General features: G+C 51.5%; 18 protein-coding genes. 6 read left to right on the top strand and 12 right to left on the bottom strand.

The genetic code is table 11. From position 1 onward, the window contains the following. The first annotated feature begins 101 nt into the window (after positions 1-101). The 3 genes from DX130_RS14790 to DX130_RS14800 all read left to right on the top strand — a co-directional run bounded on the left by DX130_RS14790 (position 102) and on the right by DX130_RS14800 (position 4,594). Positions 102-2,054: a glycoside hydrolase family 13 protein gene (locus DX130_RS14790; protein WP_116046637.1), complete on the top strand. Its 1,953-nt coding sequence runs from the start codon at positions 102-104 to the stop codon at positions 2,052-2,054. A gap of 94 nt (positions 2,055-2,148) precedes the next feature. Further along, the gene (locus tag DX130_RS14795) at positions 2,149-3,084 is read left to right on the top strand and encodes a LacI family DNA-binding transcriptional regulator (RefSeq protein WP_165861292.1); all 936 of its coding nucleotides are present in this window, start codon (positions 2,149-2,151) and stop codon (positions 3,082-3,084) included. Positions 3,085-3,322: 238 nt separating this feature from the next. After that, on the top strand, positions 3,323-4,594 hold the full coding sequence (locus tag DX130_RS14800) for an MFS transporter (RefSeq protein ID WP_116046640.1): 1,272 nt from the start codon (positions 3,323-3,325) through the stop codon (positions 4,592-4,594). 132 nt (positions 4,595-4,726) lie between these two features. Here the strand turns inward: DX130_RS14800 and DX130_RS14805 are convergent, their stop codons facing one another. The 4 genes from DX130_RS14805 to DX130_RS14820 all read right to left on the bottom strand — a co-directional run bounded on the left by DX130_RS14805 (position 4,727) and on the right by DX130_RS14820 (position 9,931). After that, on the bottom strand, positions 4,727-6,382 hold the full coding sequence (locus DX130_RS14805; RefSeq protein ID WP_116046642.1) for an alpha-amylase family glycosyl hydrolase: 1,656 nt from the start codon (positions 6,380-6,382) through the stop codon (positions 4,727-4,729). Positions 6,383-6,386: 4 nt separating this feature from the next. Further along, a complete protein-coding gene (locus DX130_RS14810; protein WP_116047214.1) occupies positions 6,387-7,226 on the bottom strand; it encodes a sugar ABC transporter permease in 840 nt (279 codons plus the stop codon). 2 nt (positions 7,227-7,228) lie between these two features. Beyond that, complete coding sequence (locus DX130_RS14815) at positions 7,229-8,542, bottom strand: carbohydrate ABC transporter permease (protein ID WP_116046644.1); 1,314 nt, start codon at positions 8,540-8,542, stop codon at positions 7,229-7,231. A gap of 81 nt (positions 8,543-8,623) precedes the next feature. After that, complete coding sequence (locus DX130_RS14820; protein WP_116046646.1) at positions 8,624-9,931, bottom strand: sugar ABC transporter substrate-binding protein; 1,308 nt, start codon at positions 9,929-9,931, stop codon at positions 8,624-8,626. A 521-nt stretch (positions 9,932-10,452) separates the two neighbouring features. Between DX130_RS14820 and DX130_RS14825 the strand changes: the two genes are divergently transcribed. The 3 genes from DX130_RS14825 (at position 10,453) to DX130_RS14835 (ending at position 15,077) form a co-directional block, all read left to right on the top strand. Beyond that, positions 10,453-11,481 carry a LacI family DNA-binding transcriptional regulator gene (locus DX130_RS14825; RefSeq protein WP_116046647.1) on the top strand — a complete coding sequence of 343 codons (1,029 nt, stop codon included), beginning with the start codon at positions 10,453-10,455 and terminating at the stop codon, positions 11,479-11,481. A gap of 4 nt (positions 11,482-11,485) precedes the next feature. Continuing rightward, on the top strand, positions 11,486-13,456 hold the full coding sequence (locus tag DX130_RS14830) for a glycoside hydrolase family 15 protein (protein WP_116046649.1): 1,971 nt from the start codon (positions 11,486-11,488) through the stop codon (positions 13,454-13,456). 1,183 nt (positions 13,457-14,639) lie between these two features. Next, entirely contained in the window at positions 14,640-15,077 is a 438-nt protein-coding gene (locus tag DX130_RS14835) for a Dps family protein (RefSeq protein ID WP_116046650.1), read from the top strand. Positions 15,078-15,183: 106 nt separating this feature from the next. Here the strand turns inward: DX130_RS14835 and DX130_RS14840 are convergent, their stop codons facing one another. From DX130_RS14840 to DX130_RS14875, 8 genes are all read right to left on the bottom strand, one after another. After that, complete coding sequence (locus DX130_RS14840; RefSeq protein WP_116046652.1) at positions 15,184-17,943, bottom strand: ABC transporter permease; 2,760 nt, start codon at positions 17,941-17,943, stop codon at positions 15,184-15,186. Continuing rightward, positions 17,940-18,626, bottom strand: a complete 687-nt coding sequence (locus DX130_RS14845; RefSeq protein WP_240644518.1) for an ABC transporter ATP-binding protein — start codon at positions 18,624-18,626, stop codon at positions 17,940-17,942. Before DX130_RS14845 ends, DX130_RS14840 begins: the two co-directional genes overlap by 4 nt. A gap of 91 nt (positions 18,627-18,717) precedes the next feature. After that, the gene (locus tag DX130_RS14850) at positions 18,718-20,106 is read right to left on the bottom strand and encodes a sensor histidine kinase (protein ID WP_165861294.1); all 1,389 of its coding nucleotides are present in this window, start codon (positions 20,104-20,106) and stop codon (positions 18,718-18,720) included. Between the two features lies 1 nt (position 20,107). Continuing rightward, a complete protein-coding gene (locus DX130_RS14855; RefSeq protein ID WP_165861295.1) occupies positions 20,108-20,812 on the bottom strand; it encodes a response regulator transcription factor in 705 nt (234 codons plus the stop codon). 881 nt (positions 20,813-21,693) lie between these two features. Then, positions 21,694-22,329, bottom strand: a complete 636-nt coding sequence (locus DX130_RS14860) for a fumarylacetoacetate hydrolase family protein (RefSeq protein ID WP_116046657.1) — start codon at positions 22,327-22,329, stop codon at positions 21,694-21,696. A gap of 181 nt (positions 22,330-22,510) precedes the next feature. Beyond that, a complete protein-coding gene (locus DX130_RS14865) occupies positions 22,511-24,445 on the bottom strand; it encodes an ABC-F family ATP-binding cassette domain-containing protein (protein WP_116046659.1) in 1,935 nt (644 codons plus the stop codon). A gap of 258 nt (positions 24,446-24,703) precedes the next feature. Continuing rightward, entirely contained in the window at positions 24,704-26,089 is a 1,386-nt protein-coding gene (gene fumC, locus DX130_RS14870) for a class II fumarate hydratase (protein ID WP_116046661.1), read from the bottom strand. 117 nt (positions 26,090-26,206) lie between these two features. After that, the gene (locus tag DX130_RS14875; protein WP_116046663.1) at positions 26,207-26,875 is read right to left on the bottom strand and encodes a bifunctional 2-keto-4-hydroxyglutarate aldolase/2-keto-3-deoxy-6-phosphogluconate aldolase; all 669 of its coding nucleotides are present in this window, start codon (positions 26,873-26,875) and stop codon (positions 26,207-26,209) included. Between the last annotated feature and the right edge of the window lie 106 nt (positions 26,876-26,981).

Here is a 26,981-nt window from a genome sequence, read left to right on the forward strand (position 1 = left end):
AGCGGCGCTGAACATTTTCAGGAAAAGGTACAACCTCGGCTGAGTAAGCGGAGGTTGTGCCTTTTTTCGTTTTTCCACTAACTTTCGGAAGGGGAACTATCATGTTATTAGAAGCTATGTATCATCGCCCCAAGCAAAATTGGGCCTATGCCTACGACGGGCAAACCATCCACCTACGTGTCCGTTCCAAACGTAATGATGTTAATCGCGTTGAAGCCATTGTAGGTGACAAGTACGCCTGGAATCAAACGGTCATTTCTGTGGATATGCGCCTGCTTAGCTCTGATGAGAAATTCGATTATTGGGAAACTTCCGTTAAGCCGCCATTCCGCCGACTGCGCTACGCCTTCCGTTTTCATAGCAGCGAGGAAACGATCATTATGACCGAAAAGGAATTTGTTCGCGAGCTTCCGGACAATCCCAATACGTTTTTCGACTACCCTTTCATCAATCCAGTAGATGTTTTCGAACCGCCGGCATGGGTGAAGGACGCTGTCTTCTATCAAATCTTCCCGGAGCGCTTCGCCAGCGGCGACCCTTCGCTTAATCCGGAAACCGTAGAGCCTTGGGGCGGCAAGCCGACGCCAAGCAATTTCTTCGGCGGAGATCTGCAAGGGGTTATCGACCATCTGGATCATCTAAGCAGCCTTGGCATTAATGCCATCTACTTTACGCCGTTGTTCGAAGCAACGACGAACCATAAATATGACACGCAAGATTATTTGAAGGTCGATCCTCAATTCGGCAGCAATGAGAAATTGAAGGAACTGGTGGACGCCTGTCATAAGCGCGGCATTCGTGTGCTTCTCGATGCGGTGTTCAATCACTCCGGGCGAACCTTCGCTCCATTCGTGGACGCGCAGAAGAACGGCAAGCAATCCAAGTATGCGGACTGGTTTCACGTCAGAGAGTGGCCGCTTCAAGTTGTAGACGGCGTGCCAAGCTACGATACTTTCGCATTCGAGCCGCTTATGCCAAAGCTCAATACGGAGAATTCGGAAGTGAAAGCGTACCTCTTCGAGGTAGCCCGTTATTGGATCGAAGAAATCGGCATCGACGGCTGGCGTTTGGATGTAGCCAATGAAGTCGACCATCAATTTTGGCGCGAGTTCCGCCAAGTCGTCAAGTCGGTTAATCCGGAGGCGTACATTCTCGGCGAGATCTGGCATGACTCCATGACTTGGCTGCAAGGCGACCAATTTGATGCCGTCATGAACTATCCGTTCACAAATGCCGTGCTGGACTTTTTCGCTTACGGCACGATTGACGCTTCAACATTCGCCCATACGATTGGAACGCAGCTTGCCGCCTATCCGCAGCAAGTAACGGAAGCGACTTTCAATTTGCTGGACAGCCACGATACGCCGAGACTGCTGACGATCTGCGGGGACAATATCGGCAAGCTGAAGCTGGCGGCTCTGTTCCAGTTCACATACCCCGGCACGCCTTGCCTCTACTACGGTGACGAAGTCGGCATGAACGGCGGAGGCGACCCCGACTGCCGCAAATGCATGGTATGGGATGAGGAGGATCAGGATCAGGAGCTGCTCCGCTTCTATCAGGATACGATCGGCTTGCGCCACAATTCCGAGGCGCTTCGCTCGACCCATCTGGCTTTCGCATATGCAGGTCAAGAGGACGGGCTGCTCGCTTACGAGCGTCGCTCGGACGGAGAGCGTATCCTGATTGCCCTTAATGCGCGCGAGGCAGAAGCAACGCTCGATCTTACGATCCCTTCGGCAGTAGAGTCGGCAGGAGCAGCGCATACGATTCCATTCCGCGGCTTTGCCCCCGCTGCTGAAGCGGCTGCTGATACAGCATCCGTTGCTGCTACCGTCATTGCTGAAGACGAGGCTCTTGCAGCAGCAACGGCAGTTGCTGGAGCTTCCGCTCAAGCAACGAACCTGCCCGCAAGCTTAGGCTCCTCGAAGTGGACCGTGCTTCACTCTAATGTAGAAGCCGTTGCAAAGGGCACCGAGCTTGAGACAAACAGAGACGGACAGCTCCAATTGCAGCTTGGCGGCTACGGCTATATCGTTCTAACGCAAAAATAAGCAGTTTTTAAAGGGCCGTCTTGTCATAGACAGACAAGACGGCCCTATGCCATAATCAACTTAAACGATTAAGTCAATGAATGGAGTTATGCTCATGAACCAATCCGGCGCTAAAAAAGCAACGATGAAGGATATCGCCAAAGCAGCCCAGGTATCGGTTGCTACGGTCAGCTATGTTTTGAACAACGTATCTGGTCAGACGATACCTGAAGAAACAAGGCAGCGCGTGCTGGATGCTGCAAGCGAGCTGAACTATGTACCTAATCTGGCGGCTCGCTCACTCATTAAGCGGCAATCCGGACTTGCGGGCATTCTCGTCATCCGCCGTCATGATGAGCAATGGTGGGAGCGCGCCGCCTATTCTCCGTTCATCGATGCGATGGAAAGGGAGCTGACCTCGCTCGGCTATCACGTCGTCTTATCCAGTCTGGATGCCAAAGCCCCTAATATGGCTATTATCGCGGAACGAAAGCTGGATGCCGTCTTTGTACTCGGGGCGGTGCAGGATACCTTTCATCAAATATCCCGCCATTTCCCTACCGGAGTACCGCTTGTCGCCATAGACAGTCATATTGAAGATCCGCTATTTTATCGTGTTCAGTATGATTATGAACGAGCAGCATTAACCGCAATTGAACGGAACAATCAGCATTGCCGTTTCCTTGTCGCTGACCGCGGCTCCATAGACGCTGCTGCCCAACTGACGGCGTTGCTCTCCCTGCCTACATCCCAAGTGCTTGTGCTGGAGACGGAGGAGCAGCTTCAACCCTTTCTCGCTAGGCAAACGGGAGATGGTCTCATCCTGAACGAATACGTCGGTCTGCTCGCTTCCCGGTGGATGGCCCCTTCCCGCTACACCGTCATCTGTACGGCGGGAACGCCGGAATTGCTCCGCTCGCTTCCAAGCTCTTCCTCCCTATTGTTCGAGGATCGGAAACATCTTGCGGCGCTGGAGCTTATGCAGTCCCTGCGGAACGACAGCTATTCCGGCCCGCCCCACAAGAGCATCCTTATACGGCCGCTTACCTGAAAGCACTATTCTATAGCATTTGAACCGGCTATAGACCTTAACTCGCTCCTTCGACTCACGAATCAGCTATTAGCTTATGCATCGCCTGTTCACTACTCCCTGTTCACATCAGAAATCATACCCAAACCTCATGCAGAGCACGCCAAGCTCTGCATCATTTCATAATAACTTAAACGTTTAAGCTTGGATTTGACCTTCATTTCTCTCATAGTTAAATAAACCATTAGGAGGGGCTTTCATGTCGGAATTAGTAAGAATCGTGCTTGACCATCATCCCATTCAATCGGCGCCCGAGGAAGTGAGCATCTGGCGCAACCGGACATTCCGGACTGTCTTCGCCAGCTACAGCTTATCTCTGCTAGGCAATACCTTTCACAGCATTGCGCTGAACCTGTGGGTGCTCCAGACGACTGGCAGCGCCAAGCTGATGTCGCTTGTTCTCATTACCCATCTGGTCGTCAGCATGCTCTTCGGCTCCATCGCCGGTACGGTGGCAGACCGCGTGAATCGCCGCCGTCTGATGGTTGCGACTGACTTGTTCCGCTTCATCATCGTCGGAGGAATTGCCTTGTGCATGGCGCTCCCTGATATCCCGTTTTTTCTCATCCTGCTGCTGACCGCCATCGTCGCCTTGGCCGGAGCATTCCGCGGCCCAGCGTTCCAAGCTTCTTTAATTGAAGTTGTCGGAAAGAGGGGCGTTGCACAAGCGGTAGCCGCCATTAGCGTATCCGATAACTTGATTCGCATTGCAGGCTTCGCCGCGGGAGGTACGGCGGTTGCTATGTTCGGGGGCGTTTTTGCCGTAGCCATCGACGCCTCCACCTTCCTCTTGTCCGGCATGCTGCTCTTGTTCGCAGGCCGCTTCCCATATGCAGCTCCTGAGCGGCAGGACAGGGAAAAAACGTCGTTTCGCACCGATTTTATCGAAGGCTTCCGCGTGGTATGGCATAACCGGTTTATTCGGGGAGTTGTGGCGCTGCTACCGCTCGTCATGTTTTTCTTTCTGTCGACGTTTATGCTAATTCAAGTTATGGCGGTGCAAGTATGGCAAGCCTCGCCATTCGTCTTCGGCCTGCTCGAAGCCTGCATCCCTCTTGGTTATGTGCTTGGTTCAATCATCATTATGAAGTTTGACAAGCGGATACGTCATCGCGGTAAGCTCGCGTTGATTAGTATTACACTAATGGGGCCATTATTTGTTGCGATATCATGGCTTCCTACCGCAGCCGCGGCGCTCCCTCTTATCGGGCTCGTTGGCGTGCTGTTCTCATTCAGTACGACCATCCTATTTATTTTGCTAAGAGTCGCCATCGATCCCTCCCTGCAAGGCCGCGTATTCGGCCTGCTTGGCACACTGACGAGCATCGCACCGCCTGTTGGGCTTGCCGTCTTCTCCGCTTTGTCCGATAGCTTCGGGCCGGCCATTATTATGATGTATAGTGGTGCAGCCATGTTAGTCGCAGGCATCGCAGCTTATATGGGATTGCGATCGATGCGAGAGTACAGTTAGCTAGCGAACTAAACGAACCGATAATAACCAGTATGATGGCCCATTCAAAATGAATAATCGCAGTTATCTGTAAGCTGCTTCATGACAGAAGGGCATTCCCACATCATCGGGAATGCCCTTCTTCATTCAACGTTACTTCAACACAACAGTGCTATAAGGCGGTATCGTCAAAGTTGTCCCGCTGAGCTTGGCATCTGCTGCCGTACTCCGTGTAAGCTGAGTAAACTCGCCATACGCAGCAGTCGCTGCCAGCTCCGCCGTCTGCGCTTCACTCGACAGATTGTGAATGACGAGTACACGCTCCGTCTTCGTAACGCGAACAAATGCGCTTAGCTTACCGTTCACCGGCTCCAGCTTATACTCCCCGATCGTGCCATTGCGAAGAGCCGCTTCATCATTGCGCCAGCCAATCAATGTCCGGTAATGCTCCAGAAGCGAACCGCTTTGGCCAAGCTGCGCCTCGACAGATACATCTCCCGCTTCCTTATGATGCTTCGATGCGATCCAGGACGTCTGCCCTACTCCCCCTGCCGGATCGCGGTGCCACAGCATTGGCTCGCGGATATATTCATCCGGCTTCATCCCCTGCATGCCTATCTCTTCTCCATAGTACACATAGGGAGTACCCGGCAAGGTCAGCAGCAGCGCCGCCGCCATCTTCGCATGGTCTGCATTACCGCGCAGCTCGCTCATCACCCGATTCTGGTCATGATTGCTTAAGAATGGGGCATCTACGAACGTGCCGCCCGATGACTTCTCGTACACTTTGTACGCCCGCTCCAGCGAAAAGGCAAGATCGGGATCGCTTTCGCTGCGCGTCGCGCCGATCAGCTTATCGGCCAGATCGAAGTGGAACGCAGAATCCAGCGCCTGATCGAAATACGGTGCGATGATGGCGAGCGAATCCCACACTTCACCTATTAAATAGGCATCCGGATTCACTTCGTTCATGCCCGCCCGAAACTCCTGCCACCACTTCTTGTTGGCTGCCTGAACTTCGGGTGAGTTGACCGTTGACTTGAAGTCGCCGTAAATATGCTTGGCCGCATCAAGCCGGAAGCCGTCGAGGCCTTGCTCCAGCCAATATTGGCCGATCTTGATCATTTCCTCGCGAACCTTCGGCTCGTCAAAATTCAGATCCGGCATGCCGCCCCAAAAGATGCCCAAATAGCGCTGGCTGCCATAGCTATGCCATGGATTGCCGTCTACCGCTCCGTCCGTCTGCAGCTTATCTCCTGCTTCAGCGAAGGAATACCAGTTGCGGTAAGGACTGCTCCCATCCGCAAGCGCCTCCTTGAACCAAGGATGCTCGCTGCTGGAGTGATTGACGACAAGATCCATAATAACCTTGATATCCCGCTTATGCGCTTCGTCCAACAGCCGTCTCAAATCATCCAACGTGCCGTATTCGGGGTTTATCGCATAATAATCCGTTACATCGTATCCATGATAGCTCGGCGACTCGTTGATCGGCATGAGCCAAATTCCCCCGACACCAAGCTCCTGCAAATAATCAAGCTTCGCCGTTACCCCGTTCAAATCCCCTATTCCGTCCCCGTCACTATCGTAGAATGATCGGACGAAGATTTCATAATAAATCCGCGACGGCTGTTCATCGACATCATAACCTGTCTGCACAACCGATGACGGATTACTGCTTCCTTCAATTAAACCATCATTAGAACCGCTTGGCCCTACGTTCTCACCGCTTGCACAGCCTGTCAACAGAACAAATACTAGACCTGCGTGAAGACAAGCGGTCAGCAACCTTCTCCCATGGCGCTTCATTCCGTTATCCCTTCGAAGCGCCGGATGTCAGACCTTGCACCAGGAAGCGCTGCAGGAAGACGAACAACAGCGTAATCGGAATTGCGATCAACACCGCGCCGGCTGCGAACAACGTAAAGTTGCTGTTTTGATAAGAGTTGACGAGATCCCACATGCCGACTGCCAGCGTCCAATTCTCCTTGCTCCGCAATACGAGACGAGCAAAGATAAAGTCGACCCAAGCCCCTGTAAATGTCGTCAGCGCGACATACGTCAGCATCGGCTTTGACAGCGGTAGCATGATTTTCAGAAACACCTGCAGATGTGTGGCGCCGTCAATTCGGGCCGCTTCGTCAAGACTGCGCGGAATCGTATCGTAGAAACCTTTCACCACAAAGCCGCCAAGCACAGATCCTGCCGAGTACACCAGAATAAGCGCCGCATGCGTGTCGAGCAAATTCAATTGAAGCAATACGATAAAAATCGCGATCATGCTCATGAAGCCCGGGAACATACCCAGAATGAGCATAAGCGTAAGCGAAGACTTTCTCCCGCGGAAGCGGAATCTGGACAACGCGTACATGGACAATGTAACCAGAATCGTGGAAAAGACCATGGTCAGCGTAGCAATTTTCAGCGTATTCAAGTACCAAACGCCGTATTTAAAGCTTTGATTCGTAAACAACTCTTTATAATGAACAAACGTAAATTTCTCAGGTATAAGCGTTTCACTGAACAAGCTCGTTCCCGGACGAAGCGAGGAGAGGAGAACCCATACAGCCGGATATAAAGCGCAGACCGCAATCAGGATGAGTATGATGTAGCTGAAGGTCAGACGCAACGCGGTACCTGATTTCCGTCCCATTTTCATTGGATCATATCCTCCTCTTTGTACGATTTCGTCCGGCGATAGCTCCAGATCGACAGCGATGCCACGATGATGAATATAATAATGCCGATAGCCGCGGACATATTGAACTGGCTATTGTTCAGCGTTAGCTTATACAGCCAGGTAACGAGCAAGTCGGTACTGCCTGCATATTGATAATCGCCTTTGACCGGATCACCGTTCGTAAGCAAGAAGATGACGTTGAAGTTGTTGATGTTTCCGGCAAATTGCGTAATCAGAATCGGTGCCGTCGAGAATAGAATGAACGGCATCGTGATAATCCTGAACTTCTGGAAGGCTGTTGCGCCATCCACATCAGCGGCTTCATACATATCTCTAGGAATCGCGGTCAAAATGCCCATAATCAGAACCATGGAAACCGGGATGCCCACCCACATGTTAACCATAATAACCGTTACTTTCGCCCAGAAAGGATCAGTCAGCCATGGCAGCTTGCCAAGTCCAAAGTAACTCAAATATTGGTTAATCGGTCCGAATTGGCCGTTGAACAAATTCCGCATCACCAGCAAGGAAATTAATTGCGGGATGGCATAGGGCAAAATAAAGATTGTGCGCCACATTTTTTTGAAACGAATACCCTTGGATTCTACCAGCAATGCGACAAGCATACCGCCAAAATACGTAGTAACGGTCGCTATGATTGCCCATATAATGGTCCAGGTAAATACGCCAAAAAACGTTTTACTCCATGTTTTCAGCGTAAGCAGGTTCAAGAACGTATCAAATCCGACCCAGTCCACCAGAGACTTCGGCGGAATATGATTAGGCGCTGCGTAGTTGGTGAACGCCAGCATGATCATGAAGATAATCGGCATAATCGTGAAGAATAGAACACCGATTACGGGAATCGACAGCATCAGATATGGAAACTTCTTATCCGTCATATGTGCCCACGACTGTCTGAACGTTGCAGGCATCTCCCCATTGTCTCGTTGGCTTCCCGTACGATACGCATCGCGGATATTCATGATGTAGATAACCAGAAAAACAAACAGCGCAAAAATCGTAATAAGTCCACTGATCAACAAGTAAATGGAATGGTCTCCCGCCACACGGACGGTGAGTTTTCCGACAACCTCAAGTCTTTGAGTATTTTCCCCTAGCGTCACAACGCCCCAAATCGCTTTGCCGAGATTAGGTATAAAGTAGAATAAAGCTGCCGCTTTGACAGCTATCAAAAACAAGCCTTTTATGATCTGGCGGTTATACAATTGGCCAAGTCCCATAAAGAGAACAGACAAAGTAGCCGCAATGCCGCGATGACGATTCATACCGCCTGGCTCCCTTCCTTTCATGTAGACATCGGTTCACCCGCCGAATGGATCGACGGGTGATCGCGATGCTTCATCGTCTTATTGAGCTGCTTTAGCGCCATTGTTGGCGTCTTTAATTTGCTGTACAGCATTATCGAGTGCTTCTTTCGCACCTTTGCCGGAGTTCCATACATCGGAGAACGCCGCAGCGATCGGGCTCCATACATTGCCCATCTCTGGAATGGACGGCATTGGCGTCGATTGCTCGAACTGCTGCAAGAAGCCTTTTACAATTTCATTGCTTTGGACGCTAGAATCAGCGGCTGCTTCTTTGTTCGCTGGAAGCGCGCCCGTAATTTCAAAGTCTTTCAGCTGTGCTTCTTTCGTGGATGCAAAGCGAGCGAACAGACGAGCCGCATTCGGATAATCCGAGAAGCTGTTGACGTACCATGCTTTGATGCCGGAGAAGGAAGAAGCCGGCTTGCCGTTGATGCTTGGCAGCGGAGCTACACCGAAATCAATGCCTTCATTTCTGTAATCAGCGATTGTCCACGGGCCGTTAATGTCGAGTGCCAACGTTCCGCCAGTGAACAAGCCTTTTTTGATGTCATACGTAATATCGCCAGAGTTCATAGGAAGGATATTTTTCAGAGAACCGTAAAATTCCATACCTGCAACTGCGCCTTCGTTGTTCAAGCCGATGTCGTCTTTGTTCTGGCCATTGTCGCCGTATACGTAACCGCCAGTGGAGATGAACGGATAGTTGAAGTAGAAGTTGCCTACTTCCCACATTAAGGCGTATTTGTTGCTCTTCGGTTCGTTGAATGTTTTTGCGAACTCAACAATTTCTTCAAACGTTTTCGGCGCTTCAGGGATTAGCGCTTTATTATAGAACAGTGCATATGTCTCTACCGAACGCGGGTAGCCGTACAACACGCCATCATAGGATACCGCATTAACGGCAAGCTCGGAGTTTTCGCTGCTGGACTCCTCACCGAAATAGTCGTTCGGCAGCACAAGTCCAGCGGATACCGCTTTACCAAGGTTATCATGAGGGAACAGCACAACGTCGGCGCCAAGGCCTGCCGGTCCGTCGGAAATCAGCTTGTTGACTTGATCGCCAGCGCCCAGTTCTTCGAACTTGATTTCAACGCCATATTTCTCTGTGAATTCCTTTGCGATAGCTTCCACGAATGGACGCTCTTCTTTGGATTCCCATACGAGCAGCTTTGCGCCAGGCTCAGGTGCAAGCTCTTCGTCGTCCTCGCCGCCAGCGTTATTCGTAGGAGCGTTCGTTGCGGGGTTGCTCGGAGTGTTCGTTCCGGTATTGCCTCCTTTATTCCCATTGCCGCAAGCTGCAACAACGAACAAAGCAACGATCAGCGTCATAACAAACCATTTTTTCATTCTAGTGATCCCCTTCCCAAATATGTGGATATGATCGAATGAATTCGCTTTCTTTCTGTCACAGCCACAAACGTTTCTATCCTTAAAATGCGATATTCCCCCGCATCTTATGCGATTCAGCATGAGAAGCTCTGTGAAGCTCTCCTGTTCATTCAGAATCTCATGCGTGCAAAATGCGCAAACGTTTGTACACTTTTCTCAAAAAATGGCGAATTTCAATATGTCGAGTATTGAAATCGCTTGCTTTTTGGAAATATCACCGTTTGAAAGCGTTCTATTCGTGTAATCAATATACAACATGCCATGTCATTTGTTAAAACGTTTGCACAGTTCATTTTCAATCAACTTTTCTAGGTTCGCTTCGTTTTTCTTTGTTTTCCTCTCTTTTACTCAGTTTTTTGTCATTTGTGAAAGATGGCTCCAAGATATATATTTACATATGAGCAAAAGTTGCATTAGGATGAACATAATATTCATTATTAGCGCAGTCAATTAAGGTTGCTCGAGTGGGGGCTCGCAAGATGGTTACAATAAAAGATATAGCGAAGGCTGCAGGAGTGTCGCCTTCCACGGTATCCAGGGTGGTCTCGAACCATCCCCGAATTAGTAAAGCGACATCTATGAAAGTAAAAAAAATTATGGATGAGATGGGCTATCACCCCAATCTTATGGCGAAAAGCCTCGTGTCCAAGTCGACACGGACGCTTGCCATTATGCTTCCGCGTCCTGCAGAGGAACTCTTCCAAGACTTCTTCTTCGGCGAATTGTTGCGCGGTATTCTGACGCAATCCACGAGAGCGGGTTACGATATGCTGCTTGCGGCGGCCACTTCTCCACAAGATGAGAACGAAACGATTTCTCGCCTTGTTTTTGGCCGCAGAGTCGATGGCGTTATTTTGTTGTCGGCAAGAACGAATGACCCTCTCATCGATATATTAAACAATCATAACTTTCCTACCGTTCTGATCGGCCGCTCGGAAGGCCACCAAAATATTCTCTCGGTGGACAATGACAATGAACAAGCAGCCTACGATGCAACCCAACATATGATTATTCAAGGACATGAGCGGATCGGCTTTGTCAGCGGACCGCCCAATTTGACCGTATCGCATGATCGAATGGCCGGGTACCGAAAAGCGATGAAGGATGCCGGACTTGCTATGCGATCCGAATGGATTGTCGAAGGCGAATTTCTGCAGCAAAGCGGCTATCGCGCCATGTCCTTCATGATGAGCTTGCCGGAGCGGCCAAGCGGACTTGTTGTCATCGACGATGTGGTCGGCTTCGGCGTGCTTCGCGGGCTCAATGAGCTTGGCTACTCCGTACCGAATGACATTAGTCTCGTAAGCTTTAACAATATCGCATTATCCGAGCTGGCTACACCGCCTATCAGTTCCATTGACATCGGTACCTACCAATTGGGATATACCGCCTCGCAGTTGCTCATTAGACGCATCATGGGAGAAGATATCCATCAGCCGCGCATGATCATCCCTCACCGGCTAATTGTACGGGATTCCTCCATACAAGCTGTACACAAAAGGAGCTAAACACATGAACAACAAACCTTTTTTAGTGGACGCCATTATTGGCAATTCATCATTTCTGGCATCACTCGGCCGGACTGGACGAATGTATCGTCTCTGGTGGCCGAACATTGATACGCCGCAGCATGTCGACGCCATGCGTGTCGGTTTGCAAGTAGAAGGTAAAGCGCTCACATGGTTCGACGGCGAACAGGATGGCTGGCAGCATGACACTGCATATGTCAAGCGCAGCAACGTGCTTCGAGTAGACGCTCGTTCTTCCGAGCAGCCGATTTCGGTGGAAAGCCTGCATTTCGCCGTGCCGGAAGGCAACGTTATCGTGCGTCAGTATACCTTCAGAAATGAGGGAGAAGAGACGGTTAGCTTCCGCTTCCTGCTTCACTCCTGCTTCCTCATCAGTGAAAATGGACTCTACAATACAACGATGTTCCAGCCATCAGCGGATGCCTTGATTCATTTCCGTAACGGGTACTTTTTTGCGCTTTCAAGTGCAAACGTATGCGCAAAGTTCCAGGCCGGACTATCCTGGGATGAAGTGCAACTCGGCGAGTTGAATGGCAATAAGATCGATATGCGTCCTGATGGCGCAATGTCATGGGATGTGTCGGATTTGCAGCCGGGAGAGAGTGTCACAATCCCTGTATACATTGCGGCTGGACGCAATGAGGAGCAGGCGCTGGAGGAATTGGCGGCTGCCAAAGGAAAAACTAGCGAAGAGCTGCTGGTTTTGACAAATGGCTATTGGAATGATTTTGTCGATGCGGCAGCGCCTTGTCCAATTGAAGGCGAGGATATTAAAGAACTGTATGAGCGTTCTGTACTCATGTTCAAGCTCATGTCTGACGAGAAGACCGGAAGCATTATAGCCGCTCCCGAATTCGATGAAAACTTCCAGCGCTGCGGCGGCTATTCCTTCTGCTGGGGCCGCGATGCGGCGTTCATTACGACTGCGCTCGATAAGGCAGGGCTCTCGGAGCTGTCCGACCGCTTCTATGCCTGGACCTTGACGGCACAATCGCCCGACGGCTCGTGGCAGCAGCGCCATTATCACGATGGCGGACTTGCCCCGTCGTGGGGGCTGCAAATTGATGAAGGCTCCTCCATCCTTTGGGGCATGTGGCAGCATTATATCGAGAAGCAGGATCTCGCTTTCGCCAACGAAGTATGGCCGTCTGTAGAAAGAGGCGCCGGATTCCTGCTGTCCTTCATCGAGGAAGAGAGCGGCTTGCCGAAGCCAAGCATCGATCTCTGGGAGGAGCGCGAAGCTTCCCACACGTACTCCTCTGCGGCCGTATATGGCGGCCTAACGTCCGCAGCGAGCTTCGCTGAGCTATTGGGCCACTCTAAGCTGGCGAAGGAATGGCGAAGCGCTGCAGCCCGTGTCGCATTCGTCATAATGGATGAATGCTGGAACGAGGAAGGGAGCAGCTTCTATCGCGGTCTGAATTTGAAAGTAAGCGAGGACAAATACGAAGCTGCGATCGCCTCCGGCCTAAGCGGCCATATCGAGCAATTGGACAAGGGTTATGCGAAGCATGTCCTGAAGCATGACCCGATCATCGATATCAGCTTGCTCGGCATCGCTGTTCCGTTCGGCGCGGTAGCACCGGAGCATGAACGCATGCGCCGTACTGCCGATACGATTGAAGCGGCATTGACCGTACCTGGTGTAGGCGGCATCAAGCGCTACGAGGACGACATCTACATCGGCGGCAATCCATGGATTCTGACAACGCTATGGCTTGCCCACTATCGTGTGGCAACTGGCGACTTGGCAGCCGCGCGCAAGCTGCTCGACTGGGCGGTTGCCCATCGCACTGAGGTCGGCTTGTTGCCCGAGCAAATTGACAAAGTGACCGGCGAGACTGCTTGGGTCGTACCGCTGACCTGGTCGCATGCCATGTTCGTACTCACCATCTTCATGCTTGCTGAAGCCGAGGAAAAAGCAGTGTCTGCGGCAGGGACGGTTGCAAATTAAGCTGTGAGCGATTTAAGGGGATTAGGTCGACCTAATCCCCCTGAAGCCAGCACCTGCTCAACAAGTAGGGCGTTCACACCGACTTAAATCGTCAAATCTGCACTCGCGCACCATGCAAGGCGTTCACACCAACTTAAATCGTCAAATCTGCACTCGCGCACCATGTAAGGCGATCACACCGACTTAAATCGTCAAATCTGCACTCGCGCACCATGCAAGGCGTTCACACCGACTTAAATCGTCAACTCTGCATTCGCGCACCATCCAAGGCGATCACACCGACTTAAATCGTCAACTCTGCATTCGCGCACCATGCAAGGCGATCACACCGACTTAAATCGTCAAATCTGCACTCGCGCACCATGCAAGGCGATCACACCGACTTAAATCGTCAAATCTGCACTCGCGCACCATGCAAGGCGTTCACACCGACTTAAATCGTCAACTCTGCACTCGCGCACCATGCAAGGCGTTCACACCGACTTAAATCGTCAAATCTGCACTCTCGCACCATGCAAGGCGTTCACACCAACTTAAATCGTCAAATCTGCACTCGCACACCATGCAAGGCGTTCACACCGACTTAAATCGTCAAATCTGCACTCGCGCACCATGCAAGGCGTTCACACCGACTTAAATCGTCAAATCTGCACTCGAGCACCATGCAAGGCGATCACACCAACTTATTTGTACCAAATGTGTGATAAGAGTATAGCACCCCATACTAAGCTCACGAAGCTGCAACCTTGCTTATGAAAAACAAGGTTGCAGCTTCGTTTCAGTATAGGCACAACAACCCTCCTATGCATTCTTCCTCAACCATTTTTCCTCAACCACTTCAACCTTTCTACCTCAACCAGTATCCCAAAACCATTCATCGCTGCCTCCCGCCGTTTCAAAGCCCATCCATTGGGGTAAACAATAAAACGTGTCCAACCAACTAGTTATCCTTAAAAAGTGCTGCTGCCACTCACCCTTGACAAATAACTATTATTTTGTAATAATTATAAACAAGGAATTGATCTAAATTCATCAATTAAAGGTTCATTCGTTTCGTTCATCACACTTGTATTCCCCTCCTTCATTTGGCACAAACTAGCGGGAGAACGGAATATAAAGCGCATTGAACGGCGGTCGAAGCAACAGCAAACTTAATATTTCACCAACCGAAAGGATGATCATTATGCATACTGTACAATCTACTCTAAACCGTCAAATCGCCAACTGGAGCGTCCTATATATTAAGCTCCACAACTACCATTGGTACGTAAAGGGCTCGCAATTTTTCACGCTGCATGCCAAGTTCCAGGAATTTTACGAAGAAGCGGCACTTCATGTTGATGAGATTGCAGAGCGTCTCCTTGCGGTAAAAGGTCAACCGATCGCCAAAATGAGCGACTATCTGGAAGAGTCCAGTATCAAAGAAGCGACAGGCAACGAAACAGCCGTCGAGATGGTAGACCAACTGATCCATGACTTCACCGTCATTATCGACGAGTTGAAGCAAGGCATGGAGGTGGCGCAGCATTCCGGAGACGAGACGACAGCTGATATGCTGCTCGCGATCCATACGTCTCTGGAGAAACATGTCTGGATGCTGAGCGCATTTAACGGCAGATAAACAAGAGCGAATGTCCCGCCTACAGTCAGGCATCCACCAAAGGGAAAGCGGACCAGATCACACTGGCCCGCCTTCCCTTTTTCGAGTGATCTACTATCCCTCATCCTTACTCGTTTTTCATCCTAAGCGCATCCGCCGCCTTCAGCTTCAGCGCTGCTCTCGCAGGTGCGATATTCATCAACAGCGAGACGATGAGCAGCCCGGTCAAAATAAGCAAAATCCATTCATGTGGATAGTTAACTGCCCCTTGCTCATACGAAGGCTGATCCTTCATCGTTGCTTCAATAAACAACCGACTTCCGGTTGCCCCGATCGCCCAGCCCGACAATAATCCAATTGCGCCAATAACAAAGCCCTCAACTACAAACATCCAATAAATTTGTTTGCCCGCCACTCCGACACAACGCATCATGGCGATCCCTTTGCTCCGCTCCTTTACCGCCCTATACTGAATAATGGCAAGCCCCATCAAGCCGATTAATCCCGAAAAAACGGTAAAACCGATAAACGCCACACTAAGCTGCTTATTCATCAGTTGTTCGGCGCTATTGTTGACATACGGCACGGTAAATCTCATAAAACCGTTCAATATAAACCTCTTTTCAAGCTCCTGAGCCAATGAGATGTTCGTATGATCAAAGCGGAACAGCACGTATCCTTTCGCCGTTTGATTCACCCACTTAAATCCGAAGGGCTTCAGTTCTTCTACTGTTGCCGGGTTCACAAACGTGACCCCGTACAGGTCGCTCACATGGATTCGGCCAGCTACACCTTGAATGATGCCTGCTATCGTAAATGCCTTTTCGTAGACGGGTGTCCATTCCTCTTTCAGCCCTCGCAGCTTATTTTCATAGACCGGGAACGTGAACGTATCTCCCGCTTTTAGTGGCCCCACATCAGGAAAAAACGTCGTGTTTCCCAAATAGGAGGACGGCAAAATGATATACGAAGGATCGGCCGCTACCGCCTCCCACGCTTCGCGGTCACTCTTGAACGCACCAGATCGTTCGAGCAGCGGCAGCTCAGGTCCGCGCAACAAATCTTCCGATACCGGAACAACAGCCTGCGCCGCTCCATTTTTCACAAAACTGATCATAAAGGGCTCTACATAAGTCATGCCGGTCAGCTTATCTGAAATCCCCTTATCCTCCGAGGCCATATTCATTAGAGCTGTTCGCTCACTTTCATGCTGATAAACCGCATATCCACCGTAACCAAATATCGTCTGATCCACCCGGTTCACATCGTTGGAGCTCATAACGATGGACGTAATGGCAACGGTAAATGAAACAATCATCATAACGAGCGCAAACAGCAGTCCGATCGTATAGGTTCTTCCCCCGTGCACCCTTGGATACTTGAAAGCCAGCATGGCGGAAATCCGTGGTATGCCCATCAAAGACAGCAGCATAATCATTGGTTTTTCCAGCAGCCTCAGCATTCGGATAGCCAAAAACAGCACTGTGCAACAAGACGCAATCCAGAACAGCACAATCCACAATAGGCTAGCCCCTCCCTCCAAGCTCGGCGGAGCTACAAAAACCATCAATAAATGTGAAATAGTCATAAAAATACCGAGGCCAAGCATCACTTTCTTCCCGTAGCGCATCGGGCGTCCGCCCGAATGTTCCTCAGGCGTCTCTCCGCGCAGTGTCTCGACAACGCTGAATCGGCTTGCTTTGGCTTCTGCCATTAACGATACAATGACCAGCAACAAGAAGATGGTCCCGAATACGATTACTGCTCCTCCAAGTGTAAGATGAGGCTCGATTGGAATGATTTCCCCCGTCATGCGGGATAATTGGTCGCTAAAGGATTGATAGAATAAACGTACGAGTCCATAACCCGCTCCCATTCCGACAATGACAGCTGCCGAAGCCGACAGCGATGAAAGGATAAAAGCTTCCACTAGAAACATCATGCCGACACTGCGCTTCGGCATACCAATGGCTCTGAACATGCCGTACATCTCGCGCCTGGAATCTGCAACCATAATAAGCGACTGCCTCATAAAAAGCAGGCTGGATACAATCGCAACCGCGCTTATTAGCCCCATGATGATAGATAGATTCATTTTCGCTACTTTATTTTGATACTCCACTTTAATCGTCTGGATTTGATACTTGACCTCGTTCAGATAGAACATGCCGGCTTTAGACCTGGCCAAATCATGGTTGCCCATTAAAATAGCAGGATAACTGGTAGACTTCAAGTCCCCTTTCAGCATACGGATCGTCTTCTCCGTAGCAATGGCGTTCCCGACAAACCTTCCCGAATCCCGGTAACCGGTCAGTCCCTGCTCATTCGCAATATCCTTGACCCGCATCAGCAAGCTCTGTTCACCTGATACCAGCTTCACCGCATCTCCCTTGCGGACGGCTAGCAGGTCCGCCATCCGCTTGCTCAGGATAAGCTCATCGTCGCCGAGACCGCTCCCCCACAGCCTTGCCCGCTGCGGATCCGCCCGGATGGCATCCTCATGCTGAAACCCCATCAGCATGACCGACTTAAGCGCGCGTCCCTCACCGCCCCCATCCGCTTCCTGAGCGACAAGAGCGGCTTCCGCCGCAACATACGGCAGCATGAAAAACGATCGTTCCTGTTTGATACGATTACGTATCGCTCCTATTTCCGTTGTTGTAAATTCGCCGCTATCCGGGTTCTCCGGGACAATGCGCCAGTCAATTGGGCCAAGTCTTGTCTCCATCCAGTCCTTGCCGCTTTGCTGAACAGACGTGTAGTTCACGAAGCTGATCGCGATCAGAATGGCTCCAATCGATCCCGCGAATACCGTGAGCAGCGTCTCCTTCCAATGCTTGCGCAAATTGCCCAGCGCCATCCGCCATACGATGCTGGAATCAATCATAACGCAGCGCCTCCGTCATGGACGATCCTTCCGTTCTGCAGCCTAATAATTCTTGACATGCGATCGGCTACCTTCGGATCGTGAGTGACGATGACAAGCGTTGTGCCGTAATGCCGATTCAGCATTTCCAGCAGACCGATGATCTGATCGGCCGTATCGCTGTCCAGTGCGCCAGTCGGCTCGTCCGCCCAGATAATACTGGGCTTGCCTATGATTGCTCTAGCAATAGCGACCCGCTGGTTTTGTCCGCCCGATAATTGAGAGGGATACCGATGCGCCTTATCTGCCAGGCCAACCTCTTTCAGCGCTTCCATTGCCCGCGTACGTGCCTCTTTGGTAGATACACCCGATGCAATAAGCGGCAATGCGGCATTCTCCCAAGCCGTCAAGACTGGCACAAGATGATAGGTCTGAAAGACGAAGCCCATGCGAGACAGCCTGATCTTCGCAATCTCCTGGTCATCCAATTGCGTAATCAGAGCTTCGCCCGCCCAGATCTCGCCTTTCTCGGCCTCTTCCAGTCCTGCCAACAGATGAAGCAGCGTCGTTTTGCCGCAGCCGGACGGCCCTGTTATTGCAACGGTCTCTCCCTTAGCGATTGTCAGCGAGACGTCCCTGAGCGCCCTCGTCGCCGCCTCACCTTTACCGTACGTTTTGGATACTTCCGATACCCGGATCAACATGCATGCTCACCTCTATCCTCTATATGCCTCTACTCTAGCAAAAAGATATGCATACCTGATGAAGCCAATATGCAGAACTTGTGCAGATTTGTCATTCGGCAAAGACAGGCAAGGTGATCGTAAAAGTCGTGCCCTCTCCATAGACACTGGATACCTCGGCCACCCCGCCGTGGGCCGTTATCAATTCCTTGACAATCGCAAGACCCAGGCCCAGCCCCGATGAGCGGCGGCGGTCGCGATGCGTCTCTCCCCGGTAGAATCGGTCGAATACACGCTTGCGTTCTTCCTCCTCAATACCGCGTCCGTCATCGCTTACGCTTGCATACACATCACCAAGTGAGCTTAAGCCCACATGGACCGACACCTTGCTCTTCGCATGATGGAACGCATTACCGATCAGATTGATTAACACGCCTCTGATCCGATTTATGTCGGCGTATACCCGAATGTCTCCGCTGCAGGACCATTCCGTTTCGACAAGAGACGGGTCGTCCTGAACGGCGAGCGTCTCCAACACATCGCCAGCCAGCTCCGTCAGTGAAAACCATGTTTTAGACAGAGGCAAATGTCCGCTCTCCGCCAGCGCAAGCTCCTGCATGTCGCGCACAAGGCGCGTTAATCGGATCGTCTCATCATGAAGCGGCAGCAGCTTCTCCAGCGGAAGAGCCTCTCCTGCCCCAATCGCATGATCTAGCTTGGTTCGCATAATGGCAATTGGCGTTCTCAGCTCATGAGCAATATCAGCTACCATTGTACGCCGAACCGTTTCCAGTTTCTCTTTCCGCACCTTCAAGTCTCCGATCGCCTCGTGAACGGCTGCAACTGCCGCTTCCGCACCCTTCCGCATCGCTCCCTGCGCTTTAATATCCTCAATGAATCTGCCTGTTGCTTGGTTGTCTTCCGTCGTATCCAACTGCTTCAAGCAAGAATAAGCCACCTCATAAGCTAACTCCTCGCGCGACCTTGCAAGACGTCTCCTATGCCACAAGCCTGCAAAGCCGACTAGCAGCGCAGTCAGTACTCCCCCCAACAGGACATACCCATACGTTTGCAGAGATGTCGACATACGAACAACCGTATAGCCGACAACTCCTCCATCCGTCAACACGGGCATCTTGCGTTCTGCAAACGCCATTCCTTCGCCCTTCACTTCCGCTACAGGCTTCTCCGGCTTTGCGCCTTCATAGAAGCTGATCGACATCGAGGACTGTCCGGCATACATGTAGCCATCCAGTTGCAGCCGCTCCTGTAGTCCATTCCAACCGCCGCTCTCCTCGATATACAGCTTGGCATAGCCGTTCCAAAACAACGCAATCCGTTGCAGCTCGTCGCTATGCCAACTGCGAAGCGCAGCTTGCGTGAGCAGGAAGATGGCCAAGCCTGCCGCCAGACTCACTCCGATCAGCAACATTCTCTTGATCCGTTCATTCTTCATTCCTATCGTCAGATGCCTCTCCCCGCTCCGGTCCGCAATTGACATTTCAGTTCCCCTCGGCGAATCGGTAGCCGACTCCATATACGGTCTGTACGAACGGCGAGTCCGATTCATGCTCGCCCAGCTTGCGGCGAAGGTTGCGTATGTGAGAGTCAAGCGTCCGCTCGTAGCCAATATAGCCCTCGCCCAGCGCCTCATCCATCAGATGCGCTCTTGTGAATACTCGTCCCGGATATGAGGCGAGCTTCCACAGCAGCAGAAATTCGGTCCGGGTCAGCTCCAGCTTCTCACCGTTTCTTTGGACAAGGAAGCGGTCCATATCCAGGGTCAGTTCCGCTCGGCGCAGTACCTTCTCCTCCCGTATACCGGGATCTAGGCTTCGCCCGCCTTGGCTTGCTCGTCGCATCACGGCTTTGATTCGGGCACTTAATTCCCTCAGTCCAAAAGGTTTGGTCAAATAATCATCGGCTCCAAGCTCCAGAGCCAGCACTTTATCGAATTCATCGCCTCTGGCGGTCACCATAATAAGGGGAAGCTGCCAGTGCTTCAAATTGTATTTACATATATCAATACCGTTCATCTCGCCGGGCAGCGTCCAGTCCACCAATAGCAAATCCGGACGCGAGCGCTCAATTACGGTTCGCGCCTCTTCAAACTCAACTGCTCCGGTTACCTCAATCGACTCCCTGCGGAGATAATCCGCGCATTCTTGCAGCAGGGCATGCTCATCTTCAATCCATACGATATGCACCAGATCCAGCTCCTTTCTGTAGACAGGTAAATTATTGCATAAGTCTTGCAAGCTGTCATTAAGGGGGCGGAGTATTGCGCTGGCTGAGGGGCGCAGCCGCAGAGCTCTTTTCTCACAGAACAACAAAAATAACCGGTTGATGAATCGACCGGCCAGAGTGTCGATAAAGTCATATGGACTTTTCGACACCTTATTTTTATAGAGTGGGAGGACTCCACTTGCAAAGGGAAATTAATGTAAACCGTTCTGGGAATTAAGCACTGAGAATTAATTTGTAATAACGAAACTCAGATTACGAAGCTCAGATTACGAAACTTATAACCACCTTTTGTTTCTCTCATTTGATAAAAAATAATAGGCTTCTCTCCAGACTGAAGGCGTTGAAACCGACTTAGAGCGCCTCCGAGAGCACATGAAGGAGATTAAGGCGTTGAAACCGACTTAGAGCGCCTCCGAGAGCACATGAAGGAGATTAAGGCGTTGAAACCGACTTAATGCGCATCCGAGAGCACATCAAGGAGATTAAGGCGTTGAAACCGATTTAATGCGCACCCGAGAAGCGCATCAAGGAGATTAAGGCGTTGAAACCGACTTAGAGCGCCTCCCAAAAACACATAAAGGAGATTAAGGCGTTGAACCGATTAAAAAAACTACAACCAACCTCATAAAGATAGCGTCATCTCAATCGCCGTCAGTGACAGTTTCCATTACCAAAACCCAGCTCCTGGCTCTATGTCAGGCCACTTCAGGTATTCTCAAATTATTGCGTGTTGGGAGGGGACTTCTCAACAGAATGACCGGTCGATGAATCGACCGGTCATTTATTCTCACCACATTTAATCTTCCGCTATTTCAGTATTCCAGTATTCCTCTATTCCGCATTACCGCATTGCGATACGACAATCGCCAAGCTTCTCTCCCGCCCAGATCGCTTCCAGCACATCGCCATCATGCAGCGCCGCTACACCGGCAGGCGTGCCTGTATAGATCAGGTCTCCGGCTCCAAGGCCGTAATGCTCCTCAATATAGTGTACCAGCTCAGTAATGCCGAACAGCATGTCTTTGGAACAGCCAACTTGGGCGTCCTCTCCATTACGCACCAGCTTGAATGTACTCTCCGCAAGTGCAGCTTCACCCGGATACGGAATCCAGCGTCCAAGCGGAGCGGAGTTTTTGAAGCCTTTGGCCGGGAGCCAAGGCTGGCCTTTCGCCTTCAGCTTAGATTGCACATCGCGCAGCGTCATGTCCAGTCCAAGCGTCATCGCGTCGAAGCACTCGCTATCCGTTGCTCCGGGACGATAAGATTCGCTTACGCGCAGCACGATCTCCAGCTCGAAATGCACCTCGCCGACATGAGCGGGCAATACGATCTCGTTGCCATTCATCGCCGTTGCCGCATGGGATGGCTTCGTAAATACGAGCGGCTCCTCCGGCACTTCATTGCCAAGTTCCAACGCATGCAGCCGATAATTCCGGCCAATGCAATAGATGTTCCGAATGCTTGTATTATTTGCCACGTCCGTATGACCACCCTGTCGTTCATAATGTGTACAATCTCTTCCTCATAGGCTCACCGCTTTTTTCCGCACCACGTGCTCCTGGCGCGCGGTATCATCAGGCACGCGGTGCTCGGTCACACGTCGGCGATCAAACCTGGTCGGTTGCCCCTTCCATCCACACGTTTTGCCTATCTTCCTACTACCCGCGTTTCTGAGCTTCAATCTTCTCCGCAAGCTCATTGAGCTCCGTCCAACGATCCATCAACGCTTCCAGCTTCTCTTCTGCCTGTTGCTGCTCAGCAGACAACTCTTGCAGCCTTGCAGAATCACTGCTGGCTGCCTCCATCGCTGCGGCTATGCGGGATAGTTCGCCCTCAGCGTCTTCAATCCAGCCATCGATCGCCTCAAAGTCCTTCTGATCCTTGTATGACATCTTAAGCGCCCGTTCTCTTGGCTGCCCTTTTGCCGCTTCGCCCTGTCCCGACGCCGCTGCAACTTTGCCAGCTCCTGTCTTGCCTGCTGCGGGTTCTGCCTGATCCCGTTTCTCCGCACCGGCTTGATAGTCCGAATAGTTGCCCGTATGATGCGTAATGACGCCATTCTCAAAAGCAATAATCTTCTCTACCGTACGATCCAGGAAGTAACGGTCATGGGAGACCACGAACACGACGCCGGGGAAGTCATCCAAATAATCCTCCAAAACGGTGAGCGTCGCAATATCCAAATCATTCGTCGGCTCATCGAGCAGCAGCACGTTGGGCGCGCTCATCAAGACGCGCAGAAGCTGCAGTCTGCGCTTCTCTCCACCCGACAGCTTGGCGATCGGCGTCCACTGCATCGTTGGAGAAAACAAGAAACGCTCCAGCATCTGCCCCGCTGAGATAGTCGTTCCGTCTGCCGTCTTTACCTGTTCCGCTTCCTCGCGAATATATTCGATGACTCGAAGCGTATCATCCATCTCCTCACGCTCCTGCGAGAACCAGCCCAGCTTAACCGTGGTACCAAGCTCTACCGTGCCGGAGTCAGGCGCAAGCTTGCCCGCGATAAGTCTAAGCAGCGTCGACTTGCCGCTCCCGTTCCGGCCTACGATGCCGACACGATCCTCAGGTACCGCTATGTAGCTGAAGTCACGAATTAGCGTACGATCGCCATAGCCCTTCGAGATCACTTCGACCTCTACGATTTTTTTGCCTAGCCTCGAAGAGGCAACCGATAGATCAAGCTTGCCGTCCGAAGCTTTCGGTCCTGCCGCCTTTAATGTCTCGAAGCGGTCGATGCGCGCTTTCTGCTTCGTCGTCCGTGCTTTTGCGCCGCGACGAATCCATGCAAGCTCATTGCGGAGCAAGTTTTGACGCTTCGACTCGGAAGCGGCTTCGCGCTCCTCCCGCTCCAGCTTCAGCTCCAGGAAGCGGCTATAGTTGGCTTGATAGAAATGCGCTTCTCCGCGATCAAGCTCGATGACCCGGTTGCTGACACGGTCGAGGAAATACCGGTCATGCGTAATCATCAGCAGTGCGCCTCTGCGCTTCTGAAGCATCCCCTCCAGCCATGCGACAGAATCATTGTCGATATGGTTGGTCGGCTCGTCGAGGATTAACACATCGGACGGCAGCAGAAGCGCCGCCGCCATCGCAACCCGCTTCCGCTGGCCGCCTGACAGCGTATCAACCTTAGCATCATATTGCTGGATGCCGAGCTTCGAGAGCGCGGTCTTCGCTTCATTTTCAAGCTGCCAAGCCTCCAGCTCATCCATGCGCTGGTTCGCGGCAATAAGCGCGGCCTGATGCGCTTCGCTCTCAGGATTCAGCGCAATAGCCTCCATCGCTGCTGCATAGCCCTGTACAGCTTTGAGCTGCGGCGAATCGCCGCCCAGCACATGCTCCAACGCCGTCTCACCGGGCTGGAACAGCGGGTCCTGCGCCAGCATCCGCACGACAACCCGGTTACCGATGGAGATGGAGCCGGAATCGGCCTGGTCGACGCCTGCAATAACGTTCAGAAACGTCGATTTCCCCGTTCCGTTGACGCCGATGATACCAATCTTGTCGCCATCCTCTACGCCGAACGTTACATCCTGGAACAGTACTTTTTCGCCATAGGTTTTTGATATATGTTCAACTGATAATAAATGCATGTCGTTACCCTACTTTACCCCGTAATAGAGCCGTAAAATCCGGCTATTTGTATCATAGCACAGATCGTCTTTCTTCCGCACCGCATACTCCGCCAATGAAAGAACCAATCACCGCACGCTCGGAGCTGCGCACAGTATAGGAGCATCCGAGCTGAAACCATCAACATGCCCTGGGCGACACACCCATTTTCAAAAAAAACCATCCCCCAAAGCATTACGCTTCAGGAGATGGCCACTAGCTTATTCTATCGTTTATGATTAGCGTTTCCCGATCATGTTCTCAGGACGAACATACTCATCGAATTGCTCCGAAGTCAGAAGGCCGCTTGCGATCGCCGATTCTTTCAGCGTCAGACCTTTCTTATGGGCATTCTTCGCGATTGCCGCCGCATTCTCGTAGCCGATATGCGGGTTCAGCGCTGTAACTAGCATCAACGACTGATCCAGATTGCGCTTGATTACTTCTTCATTTGGCTCGATGCCTACCGCACAGTTGTCGTTGAAGGAAATCATCGAATCTGCCATCAAGGCTACGGATTGAATGAAGTTATACAGAATGACCGGCTTGAAGACGTTCAACTCGAAGTTTCCTTGGCTTGCCGCCATGCCGATTGCCGCATCGTTGCCGATGACTTGGCATACAGCCATCGTCAGCGCTTCGCTTTGCGTCGGATTTACTTTGCCCGGCATGATGGAGCTGCCCGGCTCGTTCTCCGGAATCGTCAACTCGCCGATACCGCAGCGTGGACCGCTTGCCAGCCATCTGACGTCGTTGGCGATCTTCATCAGGTTCGCAGCCAGCGCCTTGATTGCGCCGTGCGTGTAGACCATTTGGTCATGGCTCGTCAAGGAATGGAACTTGTTTCTCGCCGTGATGAATTTTTTGCCTGTCAGCGCCGTTACTTCCTCAGCAACCGCAATAGCATAGTCCGGGTGCGCGTTAAGTCCCGTGCCCACCGCAGTGCCGCCCAGAGCAAGCTCACGCATCGTATCGACGCTTTGAATCAGCATCGCGCGCGTATTGTCCAGCATGGAGTACCAGCCGCTAATTTCTTGGCCAAGCGTAATAGGAGTCGCATCTTGAAGATGGGTACGGCCGATTTTAACCAGATCGTTAAACTTCTCTGCCTTCGCATACAACGTGCCGTTCAGCAGGTCCAGCGCCGGAAGCAGCCGATCCTCTACCGCGATGACGCCGGCAATATGCATGGCCGCAGGGAATGTATCATTGGAGCTTTGGGAACGGTTCACGTCATCGTTCGGGTGGATGCGCGTGTCGCTGCCCCTTGCCTCAAGCAATTGGTTGGCGCGGCGAGCGACAACCTCGTTCACGTTCATGTTCGTTTGCGTACCGCTGCCAGTCTGCCAGACGACGAGTGGGAATTCCTCGTCCCACTTGCCGCTTAGAATCTCATCGACGGCTTCACCGATTACGACAGCTTTTTCTTCGTCCAAAACGCCCAGCTTGTGGTTGGCAAACGCGGACGCTTTTTTCACGATCGCCATTCCGTATACGACTTCGATCGGCATGCGCTCGCCGCTAATTTTGAAGTTTTGCAAGCTGCGCTGCGTTTGCGCGCCCCATAGCTTGTCCGCAGGAACTTTGATTTCGCCCATTGTGTCCTTCTCAATACGGTAATCCATTCAACAAACGACTCCTTTACCTATTAAGATTAGTCCAGCTTTATACATCTGTTTCTGTTATAACGCTAATCGCCATTGGAAGCAAGCGCTCCCAAGACTCATCCGTGGAAGGAAGGGCTAGATGCCCTTCGCTTCACGGTATGCTGTAACATAAGCAGCAGATTTCTGTTCAATAATGGAGAAGTCTCCCGTTTTTACGGCTTCCTTCGTCAGATCCGATCCGATTCCGACTGCAACAGCACCAGCCTTGATCCAATCCTTCAGGTTATCCAGCGATACACCGCCTGTTGGCATAATGTTCGCTTGCGGCATCGGACCTTTGATGGATGGGATGACGCTTGGCGAGTACAGGTTGCCTGGGAACAGCTTCACGACATCAACGCCCAGCTCAAGTGCCGTCTGAATTTCCTGAATCGTCATCGTACCTGGCATAACCGGTATCGCATAACGATTGCAAAGCTTAATTGTATCAGCATTCAGTGCAGGAGCTACGACATATTCTGCTCCAGCCAAGATTGCAGCACGAGCCGTCTCCGGATCAAGGACAGTACCAACGCCGATAATAGCGTAGTTATCAGCGTCCGGCGATACGTCGCTGGAATATTCTTTGGACAATTGCTCAATCGCTCTAAGCGCGAACGGCACCGTCATCGTAATTTCAATCGCTTTAATTCCGCCTTTGATGGCACGACGGGCCATCTCCGCTACTTCTTCCGCCGAATCTGCGCGCAAAACCGCAACAACTCCCGCTTCCGTCAGTTGCTGCAATACTCTAAGCTTTTTCATGATCCAATCCCTCTTCCCTTTATGTGCTTCTTTGTTCGATAATAGACTTAACCTACGGCCCATTATAGACCTTTTCGGGAAGCGCATCAATCCGAAAGACTTGCGG

This window comes from Paenibacillus paeoniae (assembly GCF_003388735.1).
GTDB classification, from domain to species: Bacteria; Bacillota; Bacilli; order Paenibacillales; family Paenibacillaceae; genus Pristimantibacillus; species Pristimantibacillus paeoniae.